This window comes from Micromonospora sp. NPDC047644 (genome assembly GCF_040704315.1).
Lineage (GTDB): Bacteria > Actinomycetota > Actinomycetes > Mycobacteriales > Micromonosporaceae > Micromonospora.
The window spans coordinates 24060-44476 of record NZ_JBEYSY010000003.1; the positions used below are offsets into that span (position 1 = coordinate 24060).

19 protein-coding genes and 1 pseudogene are annotated in these 20417 nt (G+C 72.4%); 10 read left to right on the forward strand and 10 right to left on the reverse strand.

Going from position 1 to position 20417, the window contains the following annotated elements; translation table 11 throughout:
- The first annotated feature begins 57 nt into the window (after nt 1-57).
- Nucleotides 58-1356 (forward strand): PQQ-binding-like beta-propeller repeat protein, encoded by a 1299-nt coding sequence (locus AB0877_RS06190; RefSeq protein ID WP_366607152.1) that lies wholly within the window; start codon nt 58-60, stop codon nt 1354-1356.
- Complete coding sequence (locus tag AB0877_RS06195) at nt 1353-2630, forward strand: PQQ-binding-like beta-propeller repeat protein (protein ID WP_366607153.1); 1278 nt, start codon at nt 1353-1355, stop codon at nt 2628-2630. The genes AB0877_RS06190 and AB0877_RS06195 overlap by 4 nt, the downstream gene beginning before the upstream one ends.
- Here the strand turns inward: AB0877_RS06195 and AB0877_RS06200 are convergent, their stop codons facing one another.
- Nucleotides 2631-3785, reverse strand: coding sequence for a peptidase C39 family protein (locus tag AB0877_RS06200; protein WP_366607154.1), 1155 nt, complete (start codon nt 3783-3785; stop codon nt 2631-2633). It lies immediately after the preceding gene.
- A 141-nt stretch (nt 3786-3926) separates the two neighbouring features.
- Between AB0877_RS06200 and AB0877_RS06205 the strand changes: the two genes are divergently transcribed.
- The 3 genes from AB0877_RS06205 (at nt 3927) to AB0877_RS06215 (ending at nt 6433) form a co-directional block, all read left to right on the forward strand.
- Nucleotides 3927-4595 carry a response regulator transcription factor gene (locus AB0877_RS06205; protein WP_366607156.1) on the forward strand — a complete coding sequence of 223 codons (669 nt, stop codon included), beginning with the start codon at nt 3927-3929 and terminating at the stop codon, nt 4593-4595.
- Nucleotides 4592-5755 (forward strand): HAMP domain-containing sensor histidine kinase, encoded by a 1164-nt coding sequence (locus tag AB0877_RS06210; RefSeq protein WP_366607158.1) that lies wholly within the window; start codon nt 4592-4594, stop codon nt 5753-5755. The genes AB0877_RS06205 and AB0877_RS06210 overlap by 4 nt, the downstream gene beginning before the upstream one ends.
- Nucleotides 5756-5995: 240 nt before the next feature.
- Nucleotides 5996-6433 (forward strand): VOC family protein, encoded by a 438-nt coding sequence (locus tag AB0877_RS06215; RefSeq protein WP_366607160.1) that lies wholly within the window; start codon nt 5996-5998, stop codon nt 6431-6433.
- 64 nt (nt 6434-6497) lie between these two features.
- Here the strand turns inward: AB0877_RS06215 and AB0877_RS06220 are convergent, their stop codons facing one another.
- The 5 genes from AB0877_RS06220 to AB0877_RS06240 all read right to left on the reverse strand — a co-directional run bounded on the left by AB0877_RS06220 (nt 6498) and on the right by AB0877_RS06240 (nt 12992).
- On the reverse strand, nt 6498-7337 hold the full coding sequence (locus AB0877_RS06220; RefSeq protein WP_366607162.1) for a hypothetical protein: 840 nt from the start codon (nt 7335-7337) through the stop codon (nt 6498-6500).
- Between the two features lie 169 nt (nt 7338-7506).
- Complete coding sequence (locus AB0877_RS06225) at nt 7507-9567, reverse strand: 3-hydroxyacyl-CoA dehydrogenase NAD-binding domain-containing protein (RefSeq protein WP_366607164.1); 2061 nt, start codon at nt 9565-9567, stop codon at nt 7507-7509.
- Entirely contained in the window at nt 9564-10760 is a 1197-nt protein-coding gene (locus tag AB0877_RS06230; RefSeq protein ID WP_366607166.1) for a thiolase family protein, read from the reverse strand. The genes AB0877_RS06225 and AB0877_RS06230 overlap by 4 nt, the downstream gene beginning before the upstream one ends.
- 235 nt (nt 10761-10995) lie before the next feature.
- Nucleotides 10996-12243, reverse strand: coding sequence for a ribonuclease D (locus AB0877_RS06235; protein WP_366607675.1), 1248 nt, complete (start codon nt 12241-12243; stop codon nt 10996-10998).
- Between the two features lie 176 nt (nt 12244-12419).
- A complete protein-coding gene (locus AB0877_RS06240; RefSeq protein ID WP_366607168.1) occupies nt 12420-12992 on the reverse strand; it encodes a DUF3000 domain-containing protein in 573 nt (190 codons plus the stop codon).
- Between the two features lie 137 nt (nt 12993-13129).
- Here AB0877_RS06240 and hemE point away from each other — a divergent pair, with 137 nt between their 5' ends.
- The 3 genes from hemE to hemQ are packed head-to-tail and all read left to right on the forward strand — an operon-like array spanning nt 13130 to nt 16342.
- Complete coding sequence (gene hemE / locus AB0877_RS06245; protein WP_366607169.1) at nt 13130-14227, forward strand: uroporphyrinogen decarboxylase; 1098 nt, start codon at nt 13130-13132, stop codon at nt 14225-14227.
- A 7-nt stretch (nt 14228-14234) separates the two neighbouring features.
- Entirely contained in the window at nt 14235-15644 is a 1410-nt protein-coding gene (gene hemG, locus AB0877_RS06250) for a protoporphyrinogen oxidase (RefSeq protein ID WP_366607171.1), read from the forward strand.
- The gene (gene hemQ, locus AB0877_RS06255) at nt 15641-16342 is read left to right on the forward strand and encodes a hydrogen peroxide-dependent heme synthase (protein ID WP_366607173.1); all 702 of its coding nucleotides are present in this window, start codon (nt 15641-15643) and stop codon (nt 16340-16342) included. Before hemG ends, hemQ begins: the two co-directional genes overlap by 4 nt.
- A gap of 277 nt (nt 16343-16619) precedes the next feature.
- Here the strand turns inward: hemQ and AB0877_RS06260 are convergent, their stop codons facing one another.
- The 4 genes from AB0877_RS06260 to AB0877_RS06275 all read right to left on the reverse strand — a co-directional run bounded on the left by AB0877_RS06260 (nt 16620) and on the right by AB0877_RS06275 (nt 19243).
- The gene (locus tag AB0877_RS06260) at nt 16620-17126 is read right to left on the reverse strand and encodes a GNAT family N-acetyltransferase (protein ID WP_366607175.1); all 507 of its coding nucleotides are present in this window, start codon (nt 17124-17126) and stop codon (nt 16620-16622) included.
- 91 nt (nt 17127-17217) lie between these two features.
- A complete protein-coding gene (locus AB0877_RS06265; protein WP_366607177.1) occupies nt 17218-18312 on the reverse strand; it encodes a lytic polysaccharide monooxygenase in 1095 nt (364 codons plus the stop codon).
- Nucleotides 18313-18429: 117 nt separating this feature from the next.
- The gene (locus tag AB0877_RS06270) at nt 18430-18885 is read right to left on the reverse strand and encodes a GNAT family N-acetyltransferase (RefSeq protein WP_366607179.1); all 456 of its coding nucleotides are present in this window, start codon (nt 18883-18885) and stop codon (nt 18430-18432) included.
- Between the two features lie 97 nt (nt 18886-18982).
- Nucleotides 18983-19243 carry a Prokaryotic metallothionein gene (locus AB0877_RS06275; protein ID WP_355009369.1) on the reverse strand — a complete coding sequence of 87 codons (261 nt, stop codon included), beginning with the start codon at nt 19241-19243 and terminating at the stop codon, nt 18983-18985.
- Nucleotides 19244-19366: 123 nt separating this feature from the next.
- Between AB0877_RS06275 and AB0877_RS06280 the strand changes: the two are divergent.
- A pseudogene (locus AB0877_RS06280) lies at nt 19367-19516 on the forward strand (glycoside hydrolase); the annotation flags it as partial.
- 109 nt (nt 19517-19625) lie between these two features.
- Entirely contained in the window at nt 19626-20366 is a 741-nt protein-coding gene (locus AB0877_RS06285; RefSeq protein ID WP_366607181.1) for a lytic polysaccharide monooxygenase, read from the forward strand.
- Nucleotides 20367-20417: the final 51 nt, after the last annotated feature.

Below are 20417 nucleotides of genomic sequence, written 5' to 3' on the forward strand. Positions count from 1 at the left end.
GGCCGGTGCGCTGACGGTCGGTTTGCCGGACGGTGACTCGTCGGCCAGCCTTACCTGGTGACGGAGGGACGGTCGTTGTCGATCATCGAGCTGGGCGAGATCACCGACGAGCCCGCGTCGGCACCTCCGGTTCGCCGCCCGCGCGCCGTCGGCCGCCCGTTGCGCAGCGCGACCGTGTTGTTCCTCAGCCTGGTGATGCTCGCCGGTGCCGCACCGCCGACGGGGCGCACGGTGACCGTGGTGCCGGCGTCACGAATGGCCACCGCCTATCTGGCCGGGGACGGCGTCTACGTGGTCGATCCGCCGACACCCGACGGGGACCGGTACCTGACCGCGTACGCCCAGCCGGCACCGACCGGTGCCGGGGCGCGGCGGCGGTGGCAGGCGCCGGTGGCCCGTACGGGCAACTACCTCGACGTCCGGGTCGAGCGGGGTCTGGTGCTGGCGGTGACGGTCAACGCCCCCAACCGGCTGCTCCAGACCACCGCCTTCGACCCCGCGACGGGCCGGCAACGCTGGCAGCATCCCGGTGCTTTCCAACCGACGCCCGGCGGTGGCCTGCTGGTGACCAACGGCCGGGAGAACGGGTCGGGCACGATGAGCGGGGTGGAGCCCGACACCGGGCTGGTGCTCTGGTCGGTGCCGATCCCGCCGGCCGCCAGCCCCACCTACCACCTCACCCCCGAGGGGCAGGTCGACCAGTTCGTGCTGCTGCAACCGACCGGCGAGGTGCAGGTGCACGACGCCGGCACCGGCCGGCTGCTGCGCAGCATCGACACGCTGCCCGGTGACCGGTCGGCGTACCAGCGGGTGCAGATCGTCGACGACCTGGTGCTGCTCGTTCCACCGGGCAGCACCCGGCTGGTCAGCTTCGGGCTGGCCGAGTTGGAGCCACGGTGGACGGCGGAGGTGACGTTGGTGTCGCATGTGCTCGAATGCGGTGGTCTGCTCTGCGCGGTGCCGCAGACCGGCGGCCTCCAGGTGCTCGACCCGGCCACCGGCTCGGTGCGGTGGTCGGAACCGGGCCAGGACGTCCTGGCCGACGTCCGGTACGGTCGACTGCTGATGGCCCGGCCCGGCCAGGGGTACGCGGTGCGGGACGCGGCCACCGGGCAGGTGCGAACCGAACTCGGCGTGTGGAGTCTGATGCCGGTGCTGGGACCGGACGATCCGCTGGTCGGCGTGCGGCGGGGTGACGACGGTCGGATGGTCGTCGCCGAACTGGACCTGGTGGCTGCTCGGACGCGTATCGTGGACGTGCTGCCGGGCATCGCCGGCAGCTGCCAGGCGTCCCTGCCGGTCCTGCTCTGCCAGCGCCTCGACGGCACCACCGCGCTGTGGCGGTTGACGCGATGACCGGGCCGGTGATCGACCTCGGTGAGCTGCGGCACGACCCCGACCCGGACCCGGTGATCCGCCCGCCCCGCGCCCATGGTCGCCCGCTGCGCTGCGCGCTGGTCGTGGTGCTCGCGCTCGTCACGCTCGCCGGCTCCGTCGTCGCGCCGTCCCGGGCGGCCCCGCTGACGCTGCCGGTCCGGTCCGGGTCCGACGTCATGGTCGACGGTGACCTCCTCCTGGTCCTGGAGCCGACCACCACCGCGACCCGACGGGCGCGGGTGTCCGCCTATCGGTTACCCAAGGGCGAGCTCGTCTGGCAGGCGCCGCTGTCGGCGGAGGCCAGATACTGGGGGATGACCCCACTGGCGGGGATGTTGCTGGCCACCGGCTACGAGATCGGCCCGCAGGGTCGGGAGACGATCACCGTCGCAATGGACCGGGCGACCGGGGCGTACCGGTGGCAGCAGCCAGGCACCGTCTCCAAGCTGACCGACGGCAACGTGCTGCTGCGCAGCGGCGGCGAGACCGTACCGTCCACTCTGCGCGTGGTCGATCCGTGCTGCGGCACCGTGCGTTGGGAGCTCTCCGGCACCAGCGCCGAGACGACTGTGCGGGGCACCGAGCGCGGGGTGGACCGGGTGGTGCTCAGCGAGGCGGACGGGCCGGTCGAGGTACGCGACGCGATCACCGGCACGGTGCTGGCCCGCGCCGACCTGCGCCCGCCCGACGGTGGTCGGATCGGCCTGGACCTGACGAAGGACCTGTTGCTGGCCATCGACAGAGGCTCGGGCACGGTCACCGCGTACGGGCTGGACAAGCTTGAGGCCCGCTGGACCCGCGCCCGCCTCCACGTCGACTTCGCGCTGGACTGCGGCCCCGTTCTGTGTGTGCGCACCGGCAACAACGAACTACAGGCGCTCGACCCGGCAACCGGCGAGGTGCGCTGGAGCAGCACCCAGTGGGGGTGGGCCTGGCCGACCGACGGCCGGCTGATGGCCAACATCAGCGGTATCGGCCCGTTGGAGCAGTACATCGTGCTCGATGCGCTGACCGGCCAGCAGGTGGCCGACCTGGGCCGGTGGGAGCTGTACCAACTCGGTCCCGGCGGTCGGTTGGTCGGCATCCGGCGGCACCCCGACGCGGGGGTGCTCGTCGGTGAGTTGGACGTCGGCGCCGCAGAGGTGCGCATCGTGGACGTGCTGCAAGACGCCACCGGGGAGTGTCAGGCGATCACCGGCTACCTGGTGTGCAGTGCGGCCGGCGGGTACCAGCTCTGGAAGCTGACCGACTGATCACCAGTTGGCCTGGGCGGGTGGCGGGGGCAGCGGCACCGACGTGGTTCGCAGCACGTACGCCACCCCACCGCTGCCCCGTTGCCAGACCGCCTCGAACGCGTGCCGGGGCACTGTGCGACGGACCGCGTCGTCGTCCGGGGCGTACGGGTCGTTGAGCACCGGGTCGCCGTCGGCGCTGAAGCCGACCAGGACCATCAGGTGCCCACCGGTGTCGTACCCGAGCCCCGGCACCTCGTCGGCCCGGAACGCGGCGGAGACGATCAGGGGGATGCCGGCGGCGACGAACTCCTCCGCCTCGACCAGCGACCGCAGCCGGGTGACGAACGCGTCCACCCCGTGCAGACCGGCGTACGCGGTGTTGAACGGCCAGTTGCCGGCCCCGGCGTACGCGTGGTCGTAGCAGTGCCGGGCGGCGTGTACCACCACCGGACGCGGGCCGGACGGCTCCACCCAGGCGTATCGGTCCGACGTCGGCTCGGCGCCCCAGTAGGCGAGCACCATCGAGGTGCAGGTGGGGCTGCACCAGGAGTCCCCGCCACCACCCCACTGCGGGTACTGGCCGGCGTGCAGCCGCTGCGAGTAGCGGGGCACGTCCAGCACCCGGCCCCAGGCGGCGGACGGGACGACGGGTTCCCCCGCGTACCCCTGGTCGACCGTCGTGGGGCCGGTGGCGACCGCGCCGACGCTGCGCAGCACCGGGCCGGTGGGGCTGCCGGCGGGCCGGCACAGGGTCACCCGGGTCTGCCAACCGGTGACCGTCGCTCCGGTCACGATCAGGGTGTCGGTGTCGACCCGGGCGGCGCTGTCGCGCTGTCCGGGCAGCGAGGTGCGCCGTACGGTGTGGTCGCCGGCGGCCCAGCGGGCCAGCCGGTACCAGTCGGTGCTGGGCCCGTCGTCGTGCCAGCCGCGCAGGTCGACCTCGATCCAGCAGCCGTCGGGGGTGTCCGCCGTCCAGGACGGCACCACCTCGGCGACGGCGAAGCCGACCGGTACCGCCGGCGACGTCCAGGTGCCCCGTTCGGCGACGCCGTCGAGGACGAGCCCTCGACCGCCGGCCAGCAGGCCCTCGCCACTGCCGCTGGTCAGGTCGGCCGGCAGGTGGAAACCTCGGTAGGAGATGTCCCGCCGGGTGGGTGGTGCCGCAGTGGTCATGCCAGTCCGTCCGTCGCTCGATACCGCCGGCCAGCATCGCGTACCCCGCGGTGGCCCGCAACGCCGGCCGGCGCGGACGACGAGGGACGATGGTTGCCCGCCGGCACTAGGTTGTCGGTGGTCAGCAGCGAGGAGGCCGGGATGCGGGTACTGGTGGTCGAGGACGAGCGCAACCTCGCCGACGCGATCGCGCGAGGGTTGCGCAAGCGGGGCATGGCGGTCGACGTGGCGTACGACGGCGACGCCGGCCACGAGGCGGCCTTCGTCACCCGGTACGACGTGGTGGTGCTCGACCGCGACCTGCCGGGTGTGCACGGCGACCAGATCTGCGCCGACCTGGCGTCCTCCGGCGCGTTGACCCGGGTGCTGATGCTCACCGCCAGCGGCACGGTGGCCGACCGGGTGGAGGGCTTGCAGCTCGGAGCCGACGACTATCTGCCCAAACCGTTCGCCTTCGACGAGCTGGTCGCCCGGGTGCAGGCGCTGGGCCGGCGGGCCACCCCGGCCGCGCCTCCGGTGCTCGAACTGGCCGACCTGGTGCTCGACCCGGCCCGCCGGGTGGCCACCCGCGCCGGGGTGCCGGTGGACCTCACCAACAAGGAGTTCGGGGTGCTCAGCGAACTTCTCAAGGCGCGGGGCGCGGTGGTCTCCAGCGAGGAGCTGCTGGAGCGGGTCTGGGACGCGAACACCGACCCGTTCACCACCATCGTGCGGGTCACCGTGATGACGCTCCGCAAGAAGCTCGGCGATCCGCCGTTGATCGAGACGGTGGTCGGTGCGGGCTACCGCACCGCCGAGGTGAGCGCGTGAGCCGCCGGTTGCGACCCACTCTGCGGTTGCGGCTGACCCTGCTCAACGGGGTGCTGCTGGTCGGGGCCGGAGCGATCCTGGTGGTGCTGGCCTGGCTGCTGGTCCGCGACGCGTTGCGACCCACCGACGAGTTGGTGCCCGGCACGATCGTGCTGCTCTCGGACGGCCGGCGGATGGACGCCGCCGAGTGGCAGCGGCAGTTGGTCGACGCCGCCTCCGGGGAGCTGCTGGCCAAGGGCCTGGTCGCGCTGTTGGCGATCAGTGTGGTCGGGGTGGCCGGCGCGTACGCGGTGGCCGGCCGGGCGTTGCGCCCGCTGCACCAGGTCACTGCCACCGCGCAGCGGCTCGGTGAGGCGACCCTGGACCAGCGGATCGGCTACTCGGGCGCGGACGACGAGGTGGCTGAGCTGGCCAAGACGTTCGACGCCATGCTGGACCGGATCGCGTCCGCGTTCGAGGCGCAGAGACGTTTCGTGGCGAACGCTTCCCACGAGCTGCGGACCCCGCTCGCCGTGATGCGCACCGAGATCGACGTGACGCTCAGCGACGACGACGCGGACGCCGCCGAGTACCGACGGATGGCGACGGTGGTCCGCGACGCCTCCGAGCGGGCCAACGGTCTGGTGGACGCGTTGCTGGTGTTGGCCCGCAGCGAGGCGCAGGCCGGGCGGCAGCTGGGCCGCAGGACCGAGTGTGACCTCGCGGCGGGCACCGCCAACGCGCTGTCGGCGATGCGCCGCGAGGTGGAGCGGATCGGCCTGCGGGTGCAGACGTCGCTGGAGTCCGCGCCGGTCGTCGGCGATCCGGGGCTGCTCGACCGGCTGGCCGGGAACCTGATCGAGAACGCGGTCCGCTACAACCACCTGCACGGCCGGCTCTGGGTGCGTACCGGCACCGACGGTGACACGTCCTGGCTGGTGGTGGGGAACACCGGCTTCGAGGTGGACCAGGCCGACGTGCCGGGGTTGTTCGAGCCGTTCCGTCGTGGGGGTCGGGAACGCACCGGCGCCCGTGGTTCCGGGTTGGGGTTGTCCATCGTCCGGGCGGTCTGCACGGCGCACGGTGGCGCCGTACGGGTGATCGCGCAGCCCGGCGGGGGTCTGGAGGTCACCGTCACCCTCCCGTCGTCGGACGCCGCGACGGTGTCCGCAGCCGGCTGATCGGGGTTGCGCGTCCCGCTCGGCGAATGGCAAGATCGCGTCGTCAGCTCGACAGGGAAGGGGGTGCGTCGATGTCCACCAGTCTCGGCTCCGCACCCCGGGTCAGCGTCGGCTGACGTCCCGGAGGCGGAGCGCCCCCACACGGGTCGGACGCTGATCGCCCACTCGAAGGGGAACCAGTTCCTGCGTGGCGCGCCGGGTATCCGAGGCCGCGCCACGTCGCCACCGTGGAGGACCACTGTGAGTTCGACGATCCACAACATCAGCATCGACTGTCACGACACGTACGCCCTCGCCGGCTTCTGGTCGCAGGTCTTCGACTGCCCCCGCCAGCCCGACGACTTCCCCGGCGACCCGGAGGCGATGCTCCTACCGCCGGGCGGTCCGGAGGTGCTGTTCATCGCCGTGCCCGAGGGCAAGACGGTGAAGAACCGGCTGCACCTGGACCTGCAACCGGCCGACCGGACCCGGGCCGAGGAGGTCGAACGACTGCTCGGCATCGGCGCGACGCTCGTCGCCGACCACGTCAGCCCGACCGGTGGTGGCTGGGTGGTGCTCGCCGACCCCGAGGGCAACGAGTTCTGCGTGCTCGGCAACGCCGCCGAACGGGCGGCAGCGGCGGCGGCGCGGGCCGCGGCGGCGGCGCTCGCCACCTCGGAGGTTGCCGAACCGGCCTGACCGTCGACGGACGGCACGGGGCCCCGGCCACTCTCAGGTGGCCGGGGCCCCGGTCTCGTACGGCTCAGGACTGCTGCTCGACCTGGCCCCGGATCGTGGTGAACTCGGCCTTCGCCTGGTCGGCGGACTTGAAGTACATCACCACCATGCCCAGGCTGCCCCGGTCGGCCCAGACGCAGATGCCCAGCGGCACGGTCTCGGCCTTGCCGTCGCCGCAGCGCGCCTCACCGCCGAGCGGGCCGGCGTCGACGGCCGTCATCGTGTCCACCGTCAGCTGCTTGGACAGGCCGTCCACATAGGCGTCCAGCTCCTTCTTCGGGTCCGACAGCAGCCCGGACACGCCAGCGATCATGACGAGGTCCTGCTTGGCCGGATCGCCGTAGAAGGCGGCGACCGTGCTCGTCTCGTTCCCCGCCGCCGTCTTCATCCCGGCGACCGCCTGCTCGGCGGCCGTCAGGAGCTCCGGGTTGGTGAGCTTCGGCCGGCCGGCGAGGGTGGTCGGCGCGACCACCCGGGTCTTGCTGGCGTCCACCACGGCGCCCACGTCGTCCTTGACGACGAGCCAGGTGATCGCCGCGCCGCCGACGCAGAGCACCAGCACCACTGCCAACACGATCAGCACGATCTTGCCGACGTTCGACTTCTTCGCCGGGGGAGGACCGCCGGCCAGGTTCGGGTCACCGTACGGCTGACCCGGCTGCGCGTACGGGGAACCAGGCTGCGCGTACGGGGAACCAGGCTGCGCGGGCGGGAAGCCCGGCTGCGCGGGCGGGTAACCACCGGGCTGCTGCGGCTGTCCCTGCTGCTGCGGCGGCGGCCACCCGCCAGGCTGCTGGCCGGGCTGCTGCGACGGGTCGGGGGAATCGTGCGGCGGGCCGTAGGGATTGGCCGGCGGCTGAGACATTCAGTCAGCTCCAAGATGGGGTTGCGAAACGCGTGATCCTAACCCGGCGCGATGCCCGCCGCCGTCCCCGCGGAAACCCCATCCGCAATCGGCTGATCACAAACGGTCGCGGTGGCCGGTCCGTCCGACAGGGACGGTCCGACCACCGCGACGACGGTGCTGCGATCTGTCAGGAGGGCAGGCTCGCCGCGCCGGGCGGTAGGAACCGCTGGCCGGTGACCCGCTCGGAGGTGCCGGTGCGGTCCAGGTACGGCGTGACACCGCCCAGGTGGAACGGCCAGCCGGCGCCCAGGATCATGCACAGGTCGATGTCCTGCGCCTCGGCGACCACGCCCTCGTCCAGCATCAGCCGGATCTCCTGCGCGAGCGCGTCGAGGGCGTTCTGGCGTACCTGCTCGGCGGTCAACGGCTGGTCACCCACCACGAGCAGCTTGGCGACCTCCTCGTTGACCTCGTCGTCGACCACGATCGGCTGACCGGAGTCGGCGATCCGCTTGAGGTTCTCGCTGACCCCGAACCGGTCCGGGTACGCGGCGTGCAGGGTGCCGCCCACGTGGTACGCGACGGCCGGCCCGACCAACTGGAGCAGGGCGAGCGGACGCATCGGCAGGCCCAGCGGGTCCAGTGCGCTGTTCGCCACGTCCAGCGGGGTGCCGGCGTCGACGGCGGCGAAGACGGTGCCCAGGAAGCGGGTGAGCAGCCGGTTCACCACGAACGCCGGAGCGTCCTTGACCAGCACGCTGGACTTCTTGAGCTGCTTACCCACGGCGAACGCGGTGGCCAGGGTGGTGTCGTCGGTGCGCTCGCCCCGGACGATCTCCAGCAGCGGCAGCACCGCCACCGGGTTGAAGAAGTGGAAGCCGACCACCCGCTCCGGGTGCGCCAACTCGGCGGCCATCTCGGTGATCGACAGCGAGCTGGTGTTGGTGGCGAGCACCGCCTCCGAAGAGACGATCTTCTCCAACTCGGCCCAGACCTGCTTCTTGACGCCCAGGTCCTCGAAGACCGCCTCGATGACGAAGTCAGCGTCGGCGAAGGCGCTCTTGTCGACAGAGCCGCTGACCAGGCCGTACAGCTTGGCGGCGGTGCCCTTGTCCATCCGGCCCTTGGTGACGGCCTTCTCGATCTGGGTGTGCACGTAACCGACACCCTTGTCCACCCGGGACTGGTCGAGGTCGGTCATCACCACCGGCACCTGGAGGCGGCGGGCGAACAGCAGCGCCAGCTGGCTGGCCATCAGACCCGCGCCGACGATGCCGACCTTGGTGATCGTGCGAGCCAGGCCCTTGTCCGGTGCGCCGGCCGGGCGCTTGGCCCGCCGCTGCACCAGGTCGAACGCGTACAGGCCGCTGCGCAGCTCCTCGGAGAAGACCAGGTCCGCGAGGGCCTCGTCCTCGGCGGCGGTGCCGGCGGCGAAGTCGCCGTCCTTCGCCGTCTCCAGCAGGTCGAGCGCCTTGTACGCGGCCGGGACCGCGCCGTGCAGCCGCTGGTTCAGCGTCTCGCGGGCGAAGTAGAGCACGCCCGCCCACATGTCCTTGTCGACCTCGGGCCGGGTCACGGTGACCTGACCCCGGACCACGCCGGCGGCCCACTCCAGGGACCGCTCCAGGAAGTCCGCCGGCTCCAGCAGGATGTCCGCGATGCCCAGCTCGGCGGCCTGCTTGGGCTTGAGCATCTTGTTCTGCATCAGCGGGTTCTGAATGATCACCTGGGTCGCGGCGGGGATGCCGATCAGGTTCGGCAGCAGCTGGGTGCCGCCCCAGCCCGGCACCAGACCCAGGGACACCTCGGGCAGCGCGAGCGCCGCCGCGCCCCCGGAGAGCGTCCGGTAGTGGCAGTGCAGCGCCAACTCCAGGCCACCGCCCATCGCCGCGCCGTTGACGAACGCGAAGGTGGGAACGGTGCTGTCCTTGAGCCGGGCGAAGACCCGGTGCCCGAGCCGGCCGATCTCCAGCGCCTGCGCGCGGTCGGCGAGCTGTGGCAGGCCGACGATGTCCGCGCCCACGCAGAAGATGTACGGCTTGCCGGTGACCGCGATGAACGCCGGGTCGGCGGCGAGCGCTGCGGTGATCGCCTCGTCCAGGCTGGCCAACCCGGCCGGGCCGAAGGTGTTCGGCTTGGTGTGGTCGAAGCCGTTGTCCAGCGTGATCAGCGCGGCGGGACGGTCCAGCCCCGGCACGTTCACCTGGCGCAGCAGCGCCCGGGTGACGACCTCGTTCGGTGCCTTCACTTGTCGCCACCTTCCCAGTGCGGGTTCTCCCAGATGACCGTGCCGCCCATACCGATGCCGATGCACATCGCCGTGAGGCCGTAGCGGACCTCGGGGTGCTCGGCGAACTGGCGGGCCAGCTGCGTCATCAGCCGCACGCCGGAGGACGCGAGGGGGTGACCGATGGCGATCGCGCCGCCCCACGGGTTGACCCGTGCGTCGTCGTCGGCGATGCCGAAGTGGTCGAGGAAGGCGAGCACCTGAACGGCGAACGCCTCGTTCAGCTCGAACAGGCCGATGTCGTCGATGCTGAGCCCGGCGAGGCGCAGCGCCTTTTCCGTCGACGGGATCGGGCCGACGCCCATCACCTCCGGCTCGACACCGACGAAGCCGAACGACACCAGCCGCATGGCGACCGGCAGGCCCAGCTCGCGGGCGGTGGCCTCGTCGGCCAGCAGGCTCGCGGTGGCGCCGTCGTTCAGCCCGGCCGCGTTGCCCGCGGTGACCTTGCCGTGCGGGCGGAACGGGGTCTTCAGGGTGGCGAGCTTCTCCAGCGACGTGTCGCGCGGGGCCTCGTCCACCGTCGCCAGGCCCCAGCCGCCCTCCGCGTCGCGGATCGACATCGGCACCAGGTCGTCCTGGAGCTTTCCGTTGGCGTACGCCTTGGCGGTCTTCTGCTGTGAGGCGAGCGCGAACGCGTCGGTGCGTGCCTTGGTGATGTGCGGGACCAGGTCGTGCAGGTTCTCCGCGGTGGAGCCCATCACCAGCGCGGACGGGTCGACCAGCTTCTCCGCGATGATGCGCGGGTTGGGGTCGACGCCCTCACCCATCGGGTGGCGTCCCATGTGCTCGACTCCACCGGCGATGGCGACGTCGTACGCGCCCATGGCGATACCGCTGGCCACGGTGGTGACCGCGGTCATCGCCCCCGCGCACATCCGGTCGATGGCGAAGCCGGGGACGGTCTTGGGCAGCCCGGCCAGCAGGGCGGCGGTACGGCCGATGGTGAGGCCCTGGTCGCCGATCTGGGTGGTGGCCGCGATGGCGACCTCCTCGACCCGCTCCGGGGGCAGCTGCGGGTTGCGACGCAGCAGTTCCCGGATGCAGCGGATCACCAGGTCGTCGGCGCGGGTGTTGGCGTACATGCCACCCGCCTTGCCGAACGGGGTACGGACGCCGTCGACGAAGACGACGTCGCGAACTTCACGGGGCACTTGAGCCTCCTAGCCGAGGGGCACGTTGCCCCGAATGCTACTCGTCAGTAACCAACCCCGTCCCCACCCCCCACTGTGGCCCACCCCACACCGAAACGCGCCAACCCCTCCGTTGATCATGAAGTTATTGCCACTGGCATCGGCGTGTCCTGGCAATAACTTCATGATCAACGGGCGGGGCCGGGCGGGGCCGGGCGGGGCGGGGCGGGGCCGGGCGGGGTTGGGAGGGGTGGGGTTAGGGGGTTGGGGTTTTTGGGGCCAGGGCTTCGGTCAGGTCGGGGTTGAGCAGGGCGATCTGCCACTCGCGGGCGTTGAGGCCGCGGAGGGTCTCCGCCACCGACCCCTCGGTGATCTCCTCCGGCGGGGTCCAGGCCAGCCGGCGGACCGAATCCGGGGTGATCAGGTTTTCCGGCGGCAGATTGTGCTCGCCGGCGATGCGGATCACGACCTCCCGGCAGCGGGCCAACCGACCGGCCGCCACCGGGTCCCGCTCGGCCCACCGGTGTGGCGGGGGCGGGCCCTCCACGGCCGGCGAGACCGGCAGGGAATCCTCCGGTAGCTGCCGGGCGTCGTCGAGCGCGGCGAGCCAGGTGCGGGCCAGCCGACGGACCGACCGACCGCCGAAGCCGGGCAGGGTCAGCAGGGTCTTCTCGTCCTTCGGGTCCAGCTCGGCCGCGGCGATGATCGCCGAGTCGGGCAGCACCCGACCGGGAGCGGCGTCGCGCCGGGACGCGATCTGGTCCCGGGCGTACCACATCGAGCGGACCCGGGCCTGCGCCCGCGCCCCCCGCAGCCGGTGGATGCCCGAGGTACGCCGCCACGGCTCCGCCCGAACCCGGGGCGGGCGTGCCCCGGTGCGGACCAGCGCGGCGAACTCCTCCGCGGCCCAGGCCGACTTGCCCTGCCGGGTCAACTCGGCGTCCAGCGCGTCACGCAGGTCGGTGAGCAGCTCCACGTCGAGGGCGGCGTACGTCAACCACGACTCGGGCAGCGGTCGGCTCGACCAGTCGGCCGCCGAATGGTGCTTCTCCAGGGTGAACCCGAGCAGCTGCTCGGTGAGCGCGGCCAGCCCGACGCGCTCGAACCCGGCCAGCCGGGCCGCCAGCTCGGTGTCGAACAGTCGGCGTGGACGCAACCCCACCTCGGCCAGGCAGGGCAGATCCTGGCTGGCCGCGTGGAGGACCCACTCGGCCTCACCGATCACCGCGTCCAGCGCGCTGAGGTCGGGCAGGGGCAGCGGGTCGATCAGCGCCGTGCCCGCGCCGGCCCGGCGAAGTTGCACGAGGTAGGCCCGTTGGCTGTAGCGGTAGCCGGAGGCCCGTTCGGCGTCCAGCGCGACCGGGCCGGTGCCCGCCGCGAAGCGGGCCACGACCTCGGCAAGCTCGGCCGGGGTGGCCACCGGATCGGGGGTGCCGTCACGCGGGGCGGTCAGCGGAACGGGCCCACCGTCGGCCGGGTCAGCCCCCTCGCCCGCCGGCTGCAGCTGGGCCGACGGCGGGTGCTGGGGTGCGTTTCCCGGAAGTTCTTCGGTGGGCCGACGGCGCAGGGGTGGTTCGTCGGTCACCTGCCAACCCTAGTGCGCGCGGAGATCCGGCGGGTGCAGCCGGTCCGGCGTGTGTCGATCAGGTGTCCGCAAGATGTCCTCCCGAGGGCCGAACGTCAGGCTGCGCCGGCCGGGCGGCGGTCGGCGAGGGCGGTGACGCCCGGTGGGGGGAGACCGGCGGTGGAGGCGAGCAGGGCGCACCAGCCGAGCAGGTGTGGGGTCAGGTCGTCGTCGACCGGCGTCCAGGACGCGCGGATCTCGATGTCACCGATGGTGGGTGGCCCGGCGAGGTCGCCGAACCGGGTCGACATGGTCTGCGTCACCGTCCCGCCGATCGCCCGGTGGCCGGCGTCCTGGGCGTCCAACGCGTCGGTCAGCCACGTCCAGCCGACCCCGGGCAGCAGCGGGTCGGCGGCCAGATCGACCTCCAACTCGGCTGTCACGTAGGTGACCAGCCGCAGGGTGCCCTGCCATGCCTCGTGCCCGACCGGGTTGTGCAGCAGGATCAGCCGGCCGGTCGCCACCTCGTCGTCGTCGCGCAGCACTGTCGCGGCGAGCGCGAACGCGTACGGGGCCAGCCGCTGGGGGGCGCCGACCTCCTCCAGGGTGATCTCCGGCCGGGGTGCGGCCGACCGCAGCCCGGCGACCGCGCGGGCGAACGTCTCCGGGAGCGCGATCGGGGGGGGCATGTCGGCAGCCTATGCCGCCGTCCGTCGCCCGCTTCGACGGCGCGCCGACGCTCGTGAAGGGCGCCGGGCGTAAGGAACGGTGCCCTTCCTCTCACCCCCACCCGGTTGGAGGTGGTGGGCGTGGCACGATTGCGGCGATGACCACGGACACCACGGGCACTGCCGCCCGAGACGGAGAATCCCGCCCCGGCGGACCGGCCGACTCGCCCTTCATCCGGGCCTGCCGACGTCGGCCTGTCCCGCACACCCCGGTCTGGTTCATGCGCCAGGCCGGCCGCTCCCTCCCGGAGTACCGGGAGATCCGGGCGAGCGTGCCGATGCTGGAGTCCTGCCGGCGCCCCGAGCTGGTCACCGAAATCACCCTCCAGCCGGTGCGCCGCCACGGTGTGGACGCGGCGATCCTGTTCAGCGACATCGTGGTGCCCGTCGCCGCCGCCGGGATCGACCTGGACATCGTGCCGGGCACCGGCCCGGTGGTCGCCGAGCCGATCCGCACCGCCACCGACGTGGAGCGGATCCGCCTGATCACCCGCGACGACGTCTCGTACGTCGACGAGGCCGTCCGGCAGTTGGTGGTCGAGCTCGGCGACACCCCGCTGATCGGCTTCGCCGGTGCGCCGTTCACGCTGGCCAGCTATCTGGTCGAGGGCGGGCCGTCGCGCACCCACGCGAAGACCAAGGCCCTGATGTACGGCGACCCGGAGCTGTGGCACGCGCTGTGCGCCCGGCTGGCCGAGGTGACGCTCGCCTTCCTGCGGGTGCAGATCGAGGCCGGCGTCTCCGCCGTGCAGCTGTTCGACTCGTGGGCCGGCGCGCTCTCCGAGGCCGACTACCGCCGTTTCGTGCTGCCACACTCGACCACAGTGCTGAGCGGGCTCGTTGACGCCGGGGTACCGCGGATCCACTTCGGGGTGGGCACCGCCGAGCTGCTCGGCGCGATGGGCGAGGCCGGGGCCGACGTGGTCGGCGTCGACTGGCGTACGCCGCTGGACGTGGCCACCGGCCGGATCGGCGCGGACAAGGCGGTGCAGGGCAACCTGGACCCGACCGTGCTGCTCGCGCCGTGGCCGGTGGTGGAGGCCGAGGTGCGCCGCATCCTGGAGCAGGGCCGGGCGGCCCCCGGGCACGTGTTCAACCTCGGTCACGGGGTGCTGCCGGAGACCGACCCGGAGGTGCTGACCCGGGTGGTGGCGCTGGTGCACGAGCTCTCCAGCCGCCGGGCCGACCAGGGCTGAGAAGGCGATGCGGCAGCCCTGGCGGGTGGCGGTGGTCGGCGGCGGGATCGCCGGGCTGGCCGCCGCGGTCCGCCTGCGCGACCGCGCGCCCGCCGGCACCGAGATCACGGTGTACGAGCAGTCCGGCGCGCTGGGCGGAAAGCTGCGCACCGGGGAACTGGCCGGTCAGCCGGTGGAGTTCGGCGCGGAGTCGTTCCTGATGCGGGACCCGACCGGCGCCGAGAGCGCGGCGGTGGCCCTCGCCCGCCGGCTCGGGCTGGCCGAGAAGATCGTGCACCCCACTGTGGGGCAGGCCGCGCTGGTCATCGACGGAGGGCTGCGCCCGATCCCGGGCGGCACCCTGGTGGGCGTACCCGGGGATCTGGATCGGGTGGCCAGCGTCGCCCGCCCGGCCGCGGACGCCGACGTCGACGGCGGTCGGCCGCTGGTCGGGCCGGACGCGGACGTCTCGGTGGGCGCGCTGGTCCGGTCCCGCTTCGGCGACGAGGTCGTCGAGCGGTTGGTCGACCCGATGCTGGGCGGCGTGTACGCGGGCCGCGCCGACGATCTGTCCCTGGTCACGACGATGCCGGCGTTGGCCCGCACGGCCCGGGTGGAGCACACCCTGGTCGGTGCGGTCCGGGCCGCGCAGGCCGCCGCGCCGCGCGCGCCCGGCGCCCCGGTCTTCGGCACCCTCGCCGGTGGGCTCAGCACCCTGGTCGAGGCCGCCGTGACGGCCAGCGGCGCGACGGTACGGCGGAACGCGGCCGTGCGTGAGCTGACAGCGACCGACACAGGTTGGCGGCTCACCGTCGGCCCGACCCGCGACCCCGAACTGATCGACGTGGACGCGGTGGTGCTGGCCGCGCCGGCGCGACCGGCGGCGCGGCTGCTGGCCGGCCCCGCGCCGGCGGTGGCGGCGGGCGTCGGAGCGCTGGACTACGCGAGCGTCGCGCTGGTCACCATGGCGTTGCCGCAGCCGCGGCTACCCGAGCTGTCCGGCTTCCTGGTGCCGAGCACCGAGGGTCTGCTGATCAAGGCGGCGACCTTCTTCACCACCAAGTGGGGGCACCTGCGCCAGCCGGACGGGTTGGCCCTGGTGCGCGCCTCGGTGGGCCGGTACGGCGAGGAGGCGCACCTGCAACGCCCGGACGCGGACCTGGCGGCCACCGTGCACCGGGAGTTGTCGGCGGTGCTCGGCACTCCGTTGCCCGCCCCGGTCGACGGGCACGTGCAGCGGTGGGGCGGTGCGCTGCCGCAGTACGCGCCGGGGCACGCCGAGCGGCTCGGCGCCGCCCGGACGGCGCTGCGGGCCGCGCACCCCACACTGGTCCTCGCCGGCGCCGGCTACGACGGCGTCGGCATCCCGGTCTGCGTCCGCTCCGGCGAGACGGCGGCCGAAGAGATCATCACAGCACTGGGAGGATCGGCGAGATGACCGAGCAGACCAACGCGGCCCGGTTGCGGGAGCTGAACGACAGCATCCGCTACACCATGTGGTCGGTGTTCCGGGCCAGCTCACCGCTGCCGTCGCTGCGGGACAACGTCACCGGCGAGGTGGTGTCCCTCTTCGACGAGCTGGCCGGCAAGGACGTCGTGGTGCGGGGCGTGTACGACGTCTCCGGGCTGCGCGCCGACGCGGACGTCATGATCTGGTGGCACTCCGCGTCCCCCGACGCGCTCCAGGACGCCTACCTGCGGTTCCGCCGCACCACGCTGGGCCGCGCGCTGACCCCGGTGTGGTCGCAGATGGCGCTGCACCGGCCGGCGGAGTTCAACAAGAGCCACATCCCGGCGTTCCTGGCCGGTGAGGAGGCTCGCCCCTACATCTGCGTGTACCCGTTCGTCCGCTCCTACGAGTGGTACCTGCTGCCCGACGCCGAGCGGCGCGAGATGCTCGCCGAGCACGGCAAGATGGCCCGCGGCTACCCGGACGTGCGGGCCAACACCGTCGCCTCGTTCGCACTCGGCGACTACGAGTGGATGCTCGCCTTCGAGGCCGACGAACTGCACCGGATCGTCGACCTGATGCGGGACCTGCGCGCCTCCGGCGCCCGCCGGCACGTCCGCGAAGAGGTCCCGTTCTACACCGGCCGCCGCCGCACAGTAGCCGAAATCGTCAACTGCCTGGTCTGACAGTCCCCGCCCCCCTCCCGCCCCCCCGCCCCCGCGCCCCCGCGCCCCTGCCCTCCCGGCCCCGCCCCGCCCTCCCGCCCCCGCGATCTTGCACTTTCTGTCCCGACGAAAGGGGCATAGGCCGCGATCTGGCGACCGAAAGCGCAAGATCGGCGCTATGACTGCCCGACCTGGTCGATCATGGAGTTGTGGTGCCTGGCTTGGGCACTCGTGAGCGCTTGTCGACCACCACAACTCCTTGATCGACGATGGGCGCGGGGGTGGCGGGGCGTCTCGCTTAGCGTGGCGGGGTGCGGTGGAGGGGGCGGAGCATGATCTGTTCTCGGCGTACGCCGTCGGGCATGAGGTCACCTGGCTCGTCGGTCAAGCGGAAGCCGGCGCGGTGGTAGAGGGACTTGGCGCGCGCGTTGTCCAGCCTGACGGAGAGCCGTAGCCGCTCGGCGCCGCGCCTCTGGGCCCAGTGCGCCACCTCGTTCACCAGGCGGTCGCCGACACCGCTGCCGCGGGCGTCGGGGTGCACCCACATCGAGATCAGGTCCAGCGTCAGCGGTTCCGACGTGGGTACGCCGCTCGACATCCCAACCGGACGCCCGGCCAGGACGGCCACCAGGTTGAGTGAGCCGGGGATGCTCAACCGGTCGCGCCAGCGCTGCTCGCGATCGCCGTCGCCCTGCCAATCGGCGAGCCGTGAGCCGAACGCTTCCGGTGCCTCGGCGAGGGCGGCCAGCCGCAGCTCCCGCCAGGTGGGCCAGTCGTCGGGGGTGAGCACCAAGATGTCGATCATGCGGAGATGGTGCCCGGACGGCTCGCCGGGCACCATCGCATTCCCGCCGGCCGGCGCCGCACCCCCGCCCGGGTGCGGCGCCGGTCGGGGATCAACTGGTCGTCGTACAGGAGACCAGCGGAACCGGGTTGCTGCCGTTCCACGAGCCGAGGAAACCGAACGTGGTGCTCGCTCCGGCGGCAAGTGTGCCGTTGTGGTTCGCGTTACGTGCGGTGACCAGCGTGCCGTTGCTGCTCACCGTCGCGTTCCACGACGAGGTGACCTGCTGGCCGTTGCCGTAGTTCCAGCTCACCGACCAGCCTCGGGTCGGTGATCCGCCGGCGGTCACCTTCACGTCGGCCTGGAAGCCGCCGGCCCACTGGCCGGTGACCTGGTACGTCGCCGTGCAGGCACCCGCCGGCGGCGGGGTGGTCGGCGGTGGCGTGGTCGGCGGTGGCGTGGTGGGCGGTGGGGTGGTGGGCGGCGGGGTGGTGGGCGGCTCGTTCGACCCGCCGCCGAAGTCGACGTCGCTGCACAGGTAGTACGACTGGTCGAAGTGGCTGGCCTGCCAGACGGTGTAGACGATGTGCCGTCCGGTGCGTCCCGGAGCGCTCACCGGGATCTGGATCGAGACACCACCGGTGTCCTTGTCCCACTGCGAGGCCGGGGTGTTGCCGATCTGGCCGGCCAACTCCAGGTTGCCCCAGCCGAGCGGCTGGGTGGCGGAGTTGAAGCCCTGCTTCGTCACGTACACCCGGATGTAGTCGGCGCCGTGGCTGGCCTGGTCGAAGAAGCGGAGCCGGAAGTTGTTCGACACCGAGGTGGTCTTCCAGGCGCCGACGGTGTCCAGCGAGTTGTAGCGGGGGCTCTGGGTACGTCCACCGCTGCACAGCTGGCCGTCGGGGACGGCGGCCTGGTGGTTGCCGCCGACTCCCTCGCGGAACAGGCCGTTCCAGTTCCACATGGCGGCCGGGTCGGCCTGCCAGGCCTGCCAGCACATCGGGTCCTCGGTGGCCATCCGGGGGTTCTGGAAGTCGCCGCCCCAGCGTTGCCAGCAGCTGTAGTTGCGCGAGGCCGGGTCGACGACCGAACCGTGCGCCGAAGCGGGCCTGGTCAGGATGGTGGTCAGTGCGGTCGTCAACAGGAGCGTGATGGTCGCCGCGACGGCGAAAAACCAGAGCACGCGTCGTGATCGGGTGAGAGACATGGAGCCCCCGGGGGGATGAGTCGGACGTCGACACCCGGATCATCGGGAGTTGCCCACTCCCGCGCCTGTTCGCTGGCTCCCGCGATGGCTCTACCCGGCACCATGCCAGCCCGATCGTCAGCCGTCAATGGCCTCGCGTCGCATGGGCGTGTGTGGGATGCCGTCCTCGACGTACTCGGGGCCGCTGACCGTGAAGCCGTGCCGGGTGTAGAACCCGACCAGGTGCGACTGGGCGTCCAGCACGCAGGGACGGTTGCCCACCACCTCCAACGCCGCCTCCATCAGCCGGCCGGCGTGTCCGCCGCCGCGTGCGGCCGGAGCCACCACGACCCGACCGATCCGGGCGACACCGTCCGGGTCGGCCAGAATCCGCAGGTACGCCAGCGGCGCGCCGCCCTCGGTGAGCCAGACGTGCCGGGTGCCCGGCTCGACGTCCCGCCCATCCAGCTCCGGGTACGGGCAGTTCTGCTCCACCACGAACACGTCGATGCGCAATTTGAGCAGGTCGTGGAGGGTGCGGGCGTTCAGGTCGGCGAAGGAGGCCGTCCGGAGTTCGGTGGTCTGCTGGGGCATCCACCGATGGTAGGTCGGGCGGGTTCACCGCGATCCCGCCTGGTCCGGTGCGAGGTGGGTGGCGGCGGCCGGGCGCGGTCAGGTCGGCCGGGCGCGGTCAGGCCGGGCGGGCGCCGACGGCGTCGCGGATCTCCGCGCCCACCGCTCCCTCGACGGCGCGGGCGCAGTGTGCGCAGCAGAAGAAGCGGCCGTTGACCTCGACGCCGTGCCCGGAGATCTTGACCTGGCAGTGCTCGCAGATCGGTGCCATGCGGTGGATCGCGCACTCGAACGAGTCGAAGGTGTGCACGTCGCCGCTGACGGTGTGCACCTCGAACGCCATCCAGTAGTCGTTGCCGCAGACCTCGCAGGTTGCCACCGAAAACCTCCGTTAAATGGACAAGTGCCTACAGAATCCTCCAGGTGGCACCGGCGCAGGGGCGGAACGTCCACGCCCGACCGCGACCGCGGCGTGTCGGCGTCGGCGTGTTGCCCGTTGTGCCTGGTGAACCGCCGCGACGGCACCCGGACGGTGACGGTGAAGCTGCCGCCGGGGGAGTACCGGTTCCGCTACCTCGGCACCGGCGGCGTCTGGTTGGACGACGAGTCGGCCGACGAGGTCGACGACGGGGGCAGCCTGCTCCGACTCTGAGAAGAAAACTGCCACCATCGATGCATTTATCGATGAGAGTCTTTACTGTTAACAATGTTTAAATTACTTTGAGGGGCACCTCACCGCACCCGAAGAAGGAGCTGCCCCGATGCGTCGAACAATCACCGTCCCGCTGGTGGCGGCGGGCGCCGTCGCCGCCACCCTCACCGTCGCCGCCCCCGCGCAGGCGCACGGCTACGTCTCCGCCCCACCGAGCCGGCAGGCGCTCTGCGCGCAGGGCCGGGTGCCCGACTGCGGGCAGATCAAGTACGAGCCGCAGAGCGTCGAAGGGCCCAAGGGCCTGCGCAGCTGCAATGCCGGAATCTCCCAGTTCGCCGTCCTCAACGACGACAGCCGGGGCTGGCCGGCCACCTCGGTGGGCAGCTCGCTGACCTTCACCTGGGTGAACACCGCCCGGCACGCCACCAGCAACTGGGAGTACTGGATCGGCAACACCCGCGTCGGCGTGGTCAACGGCAACAACCAGCAGCCGGGCGCCACGGTGTCGCACAACGTCAACCTCGGCGGCTTCTCCGGCCGGCAGAAGATCCTCGCCGTGTGGAACATCTCCGACACGGCGAACGCCTTCTACTCCTGCATCGACGTGCAGATCGGTGGCGGCGGGTCGAACCCGAACCCGACCCCGAGCCCGACCGCCACCCCACGGCCCACCCCGACCCCCACCCCGACCAATCCGCCCGCCCAGGGCGGCACGTGGGCGTCGGGCCGGGCGTACCAGGTCGGCGACCAGGTGACCTACGGCGGGGCGACGTACCGCTGCCGGCAGCCGCACACCGCGATCCCGGGCTGGGAGCCGCCGAACGTACCGGCGCTCTGGCTCCAGGTCTGACCGCACGGGTGCGGCCCCTGGCCGCACCCGTGTCGCCGCTCTCGCGTGAAC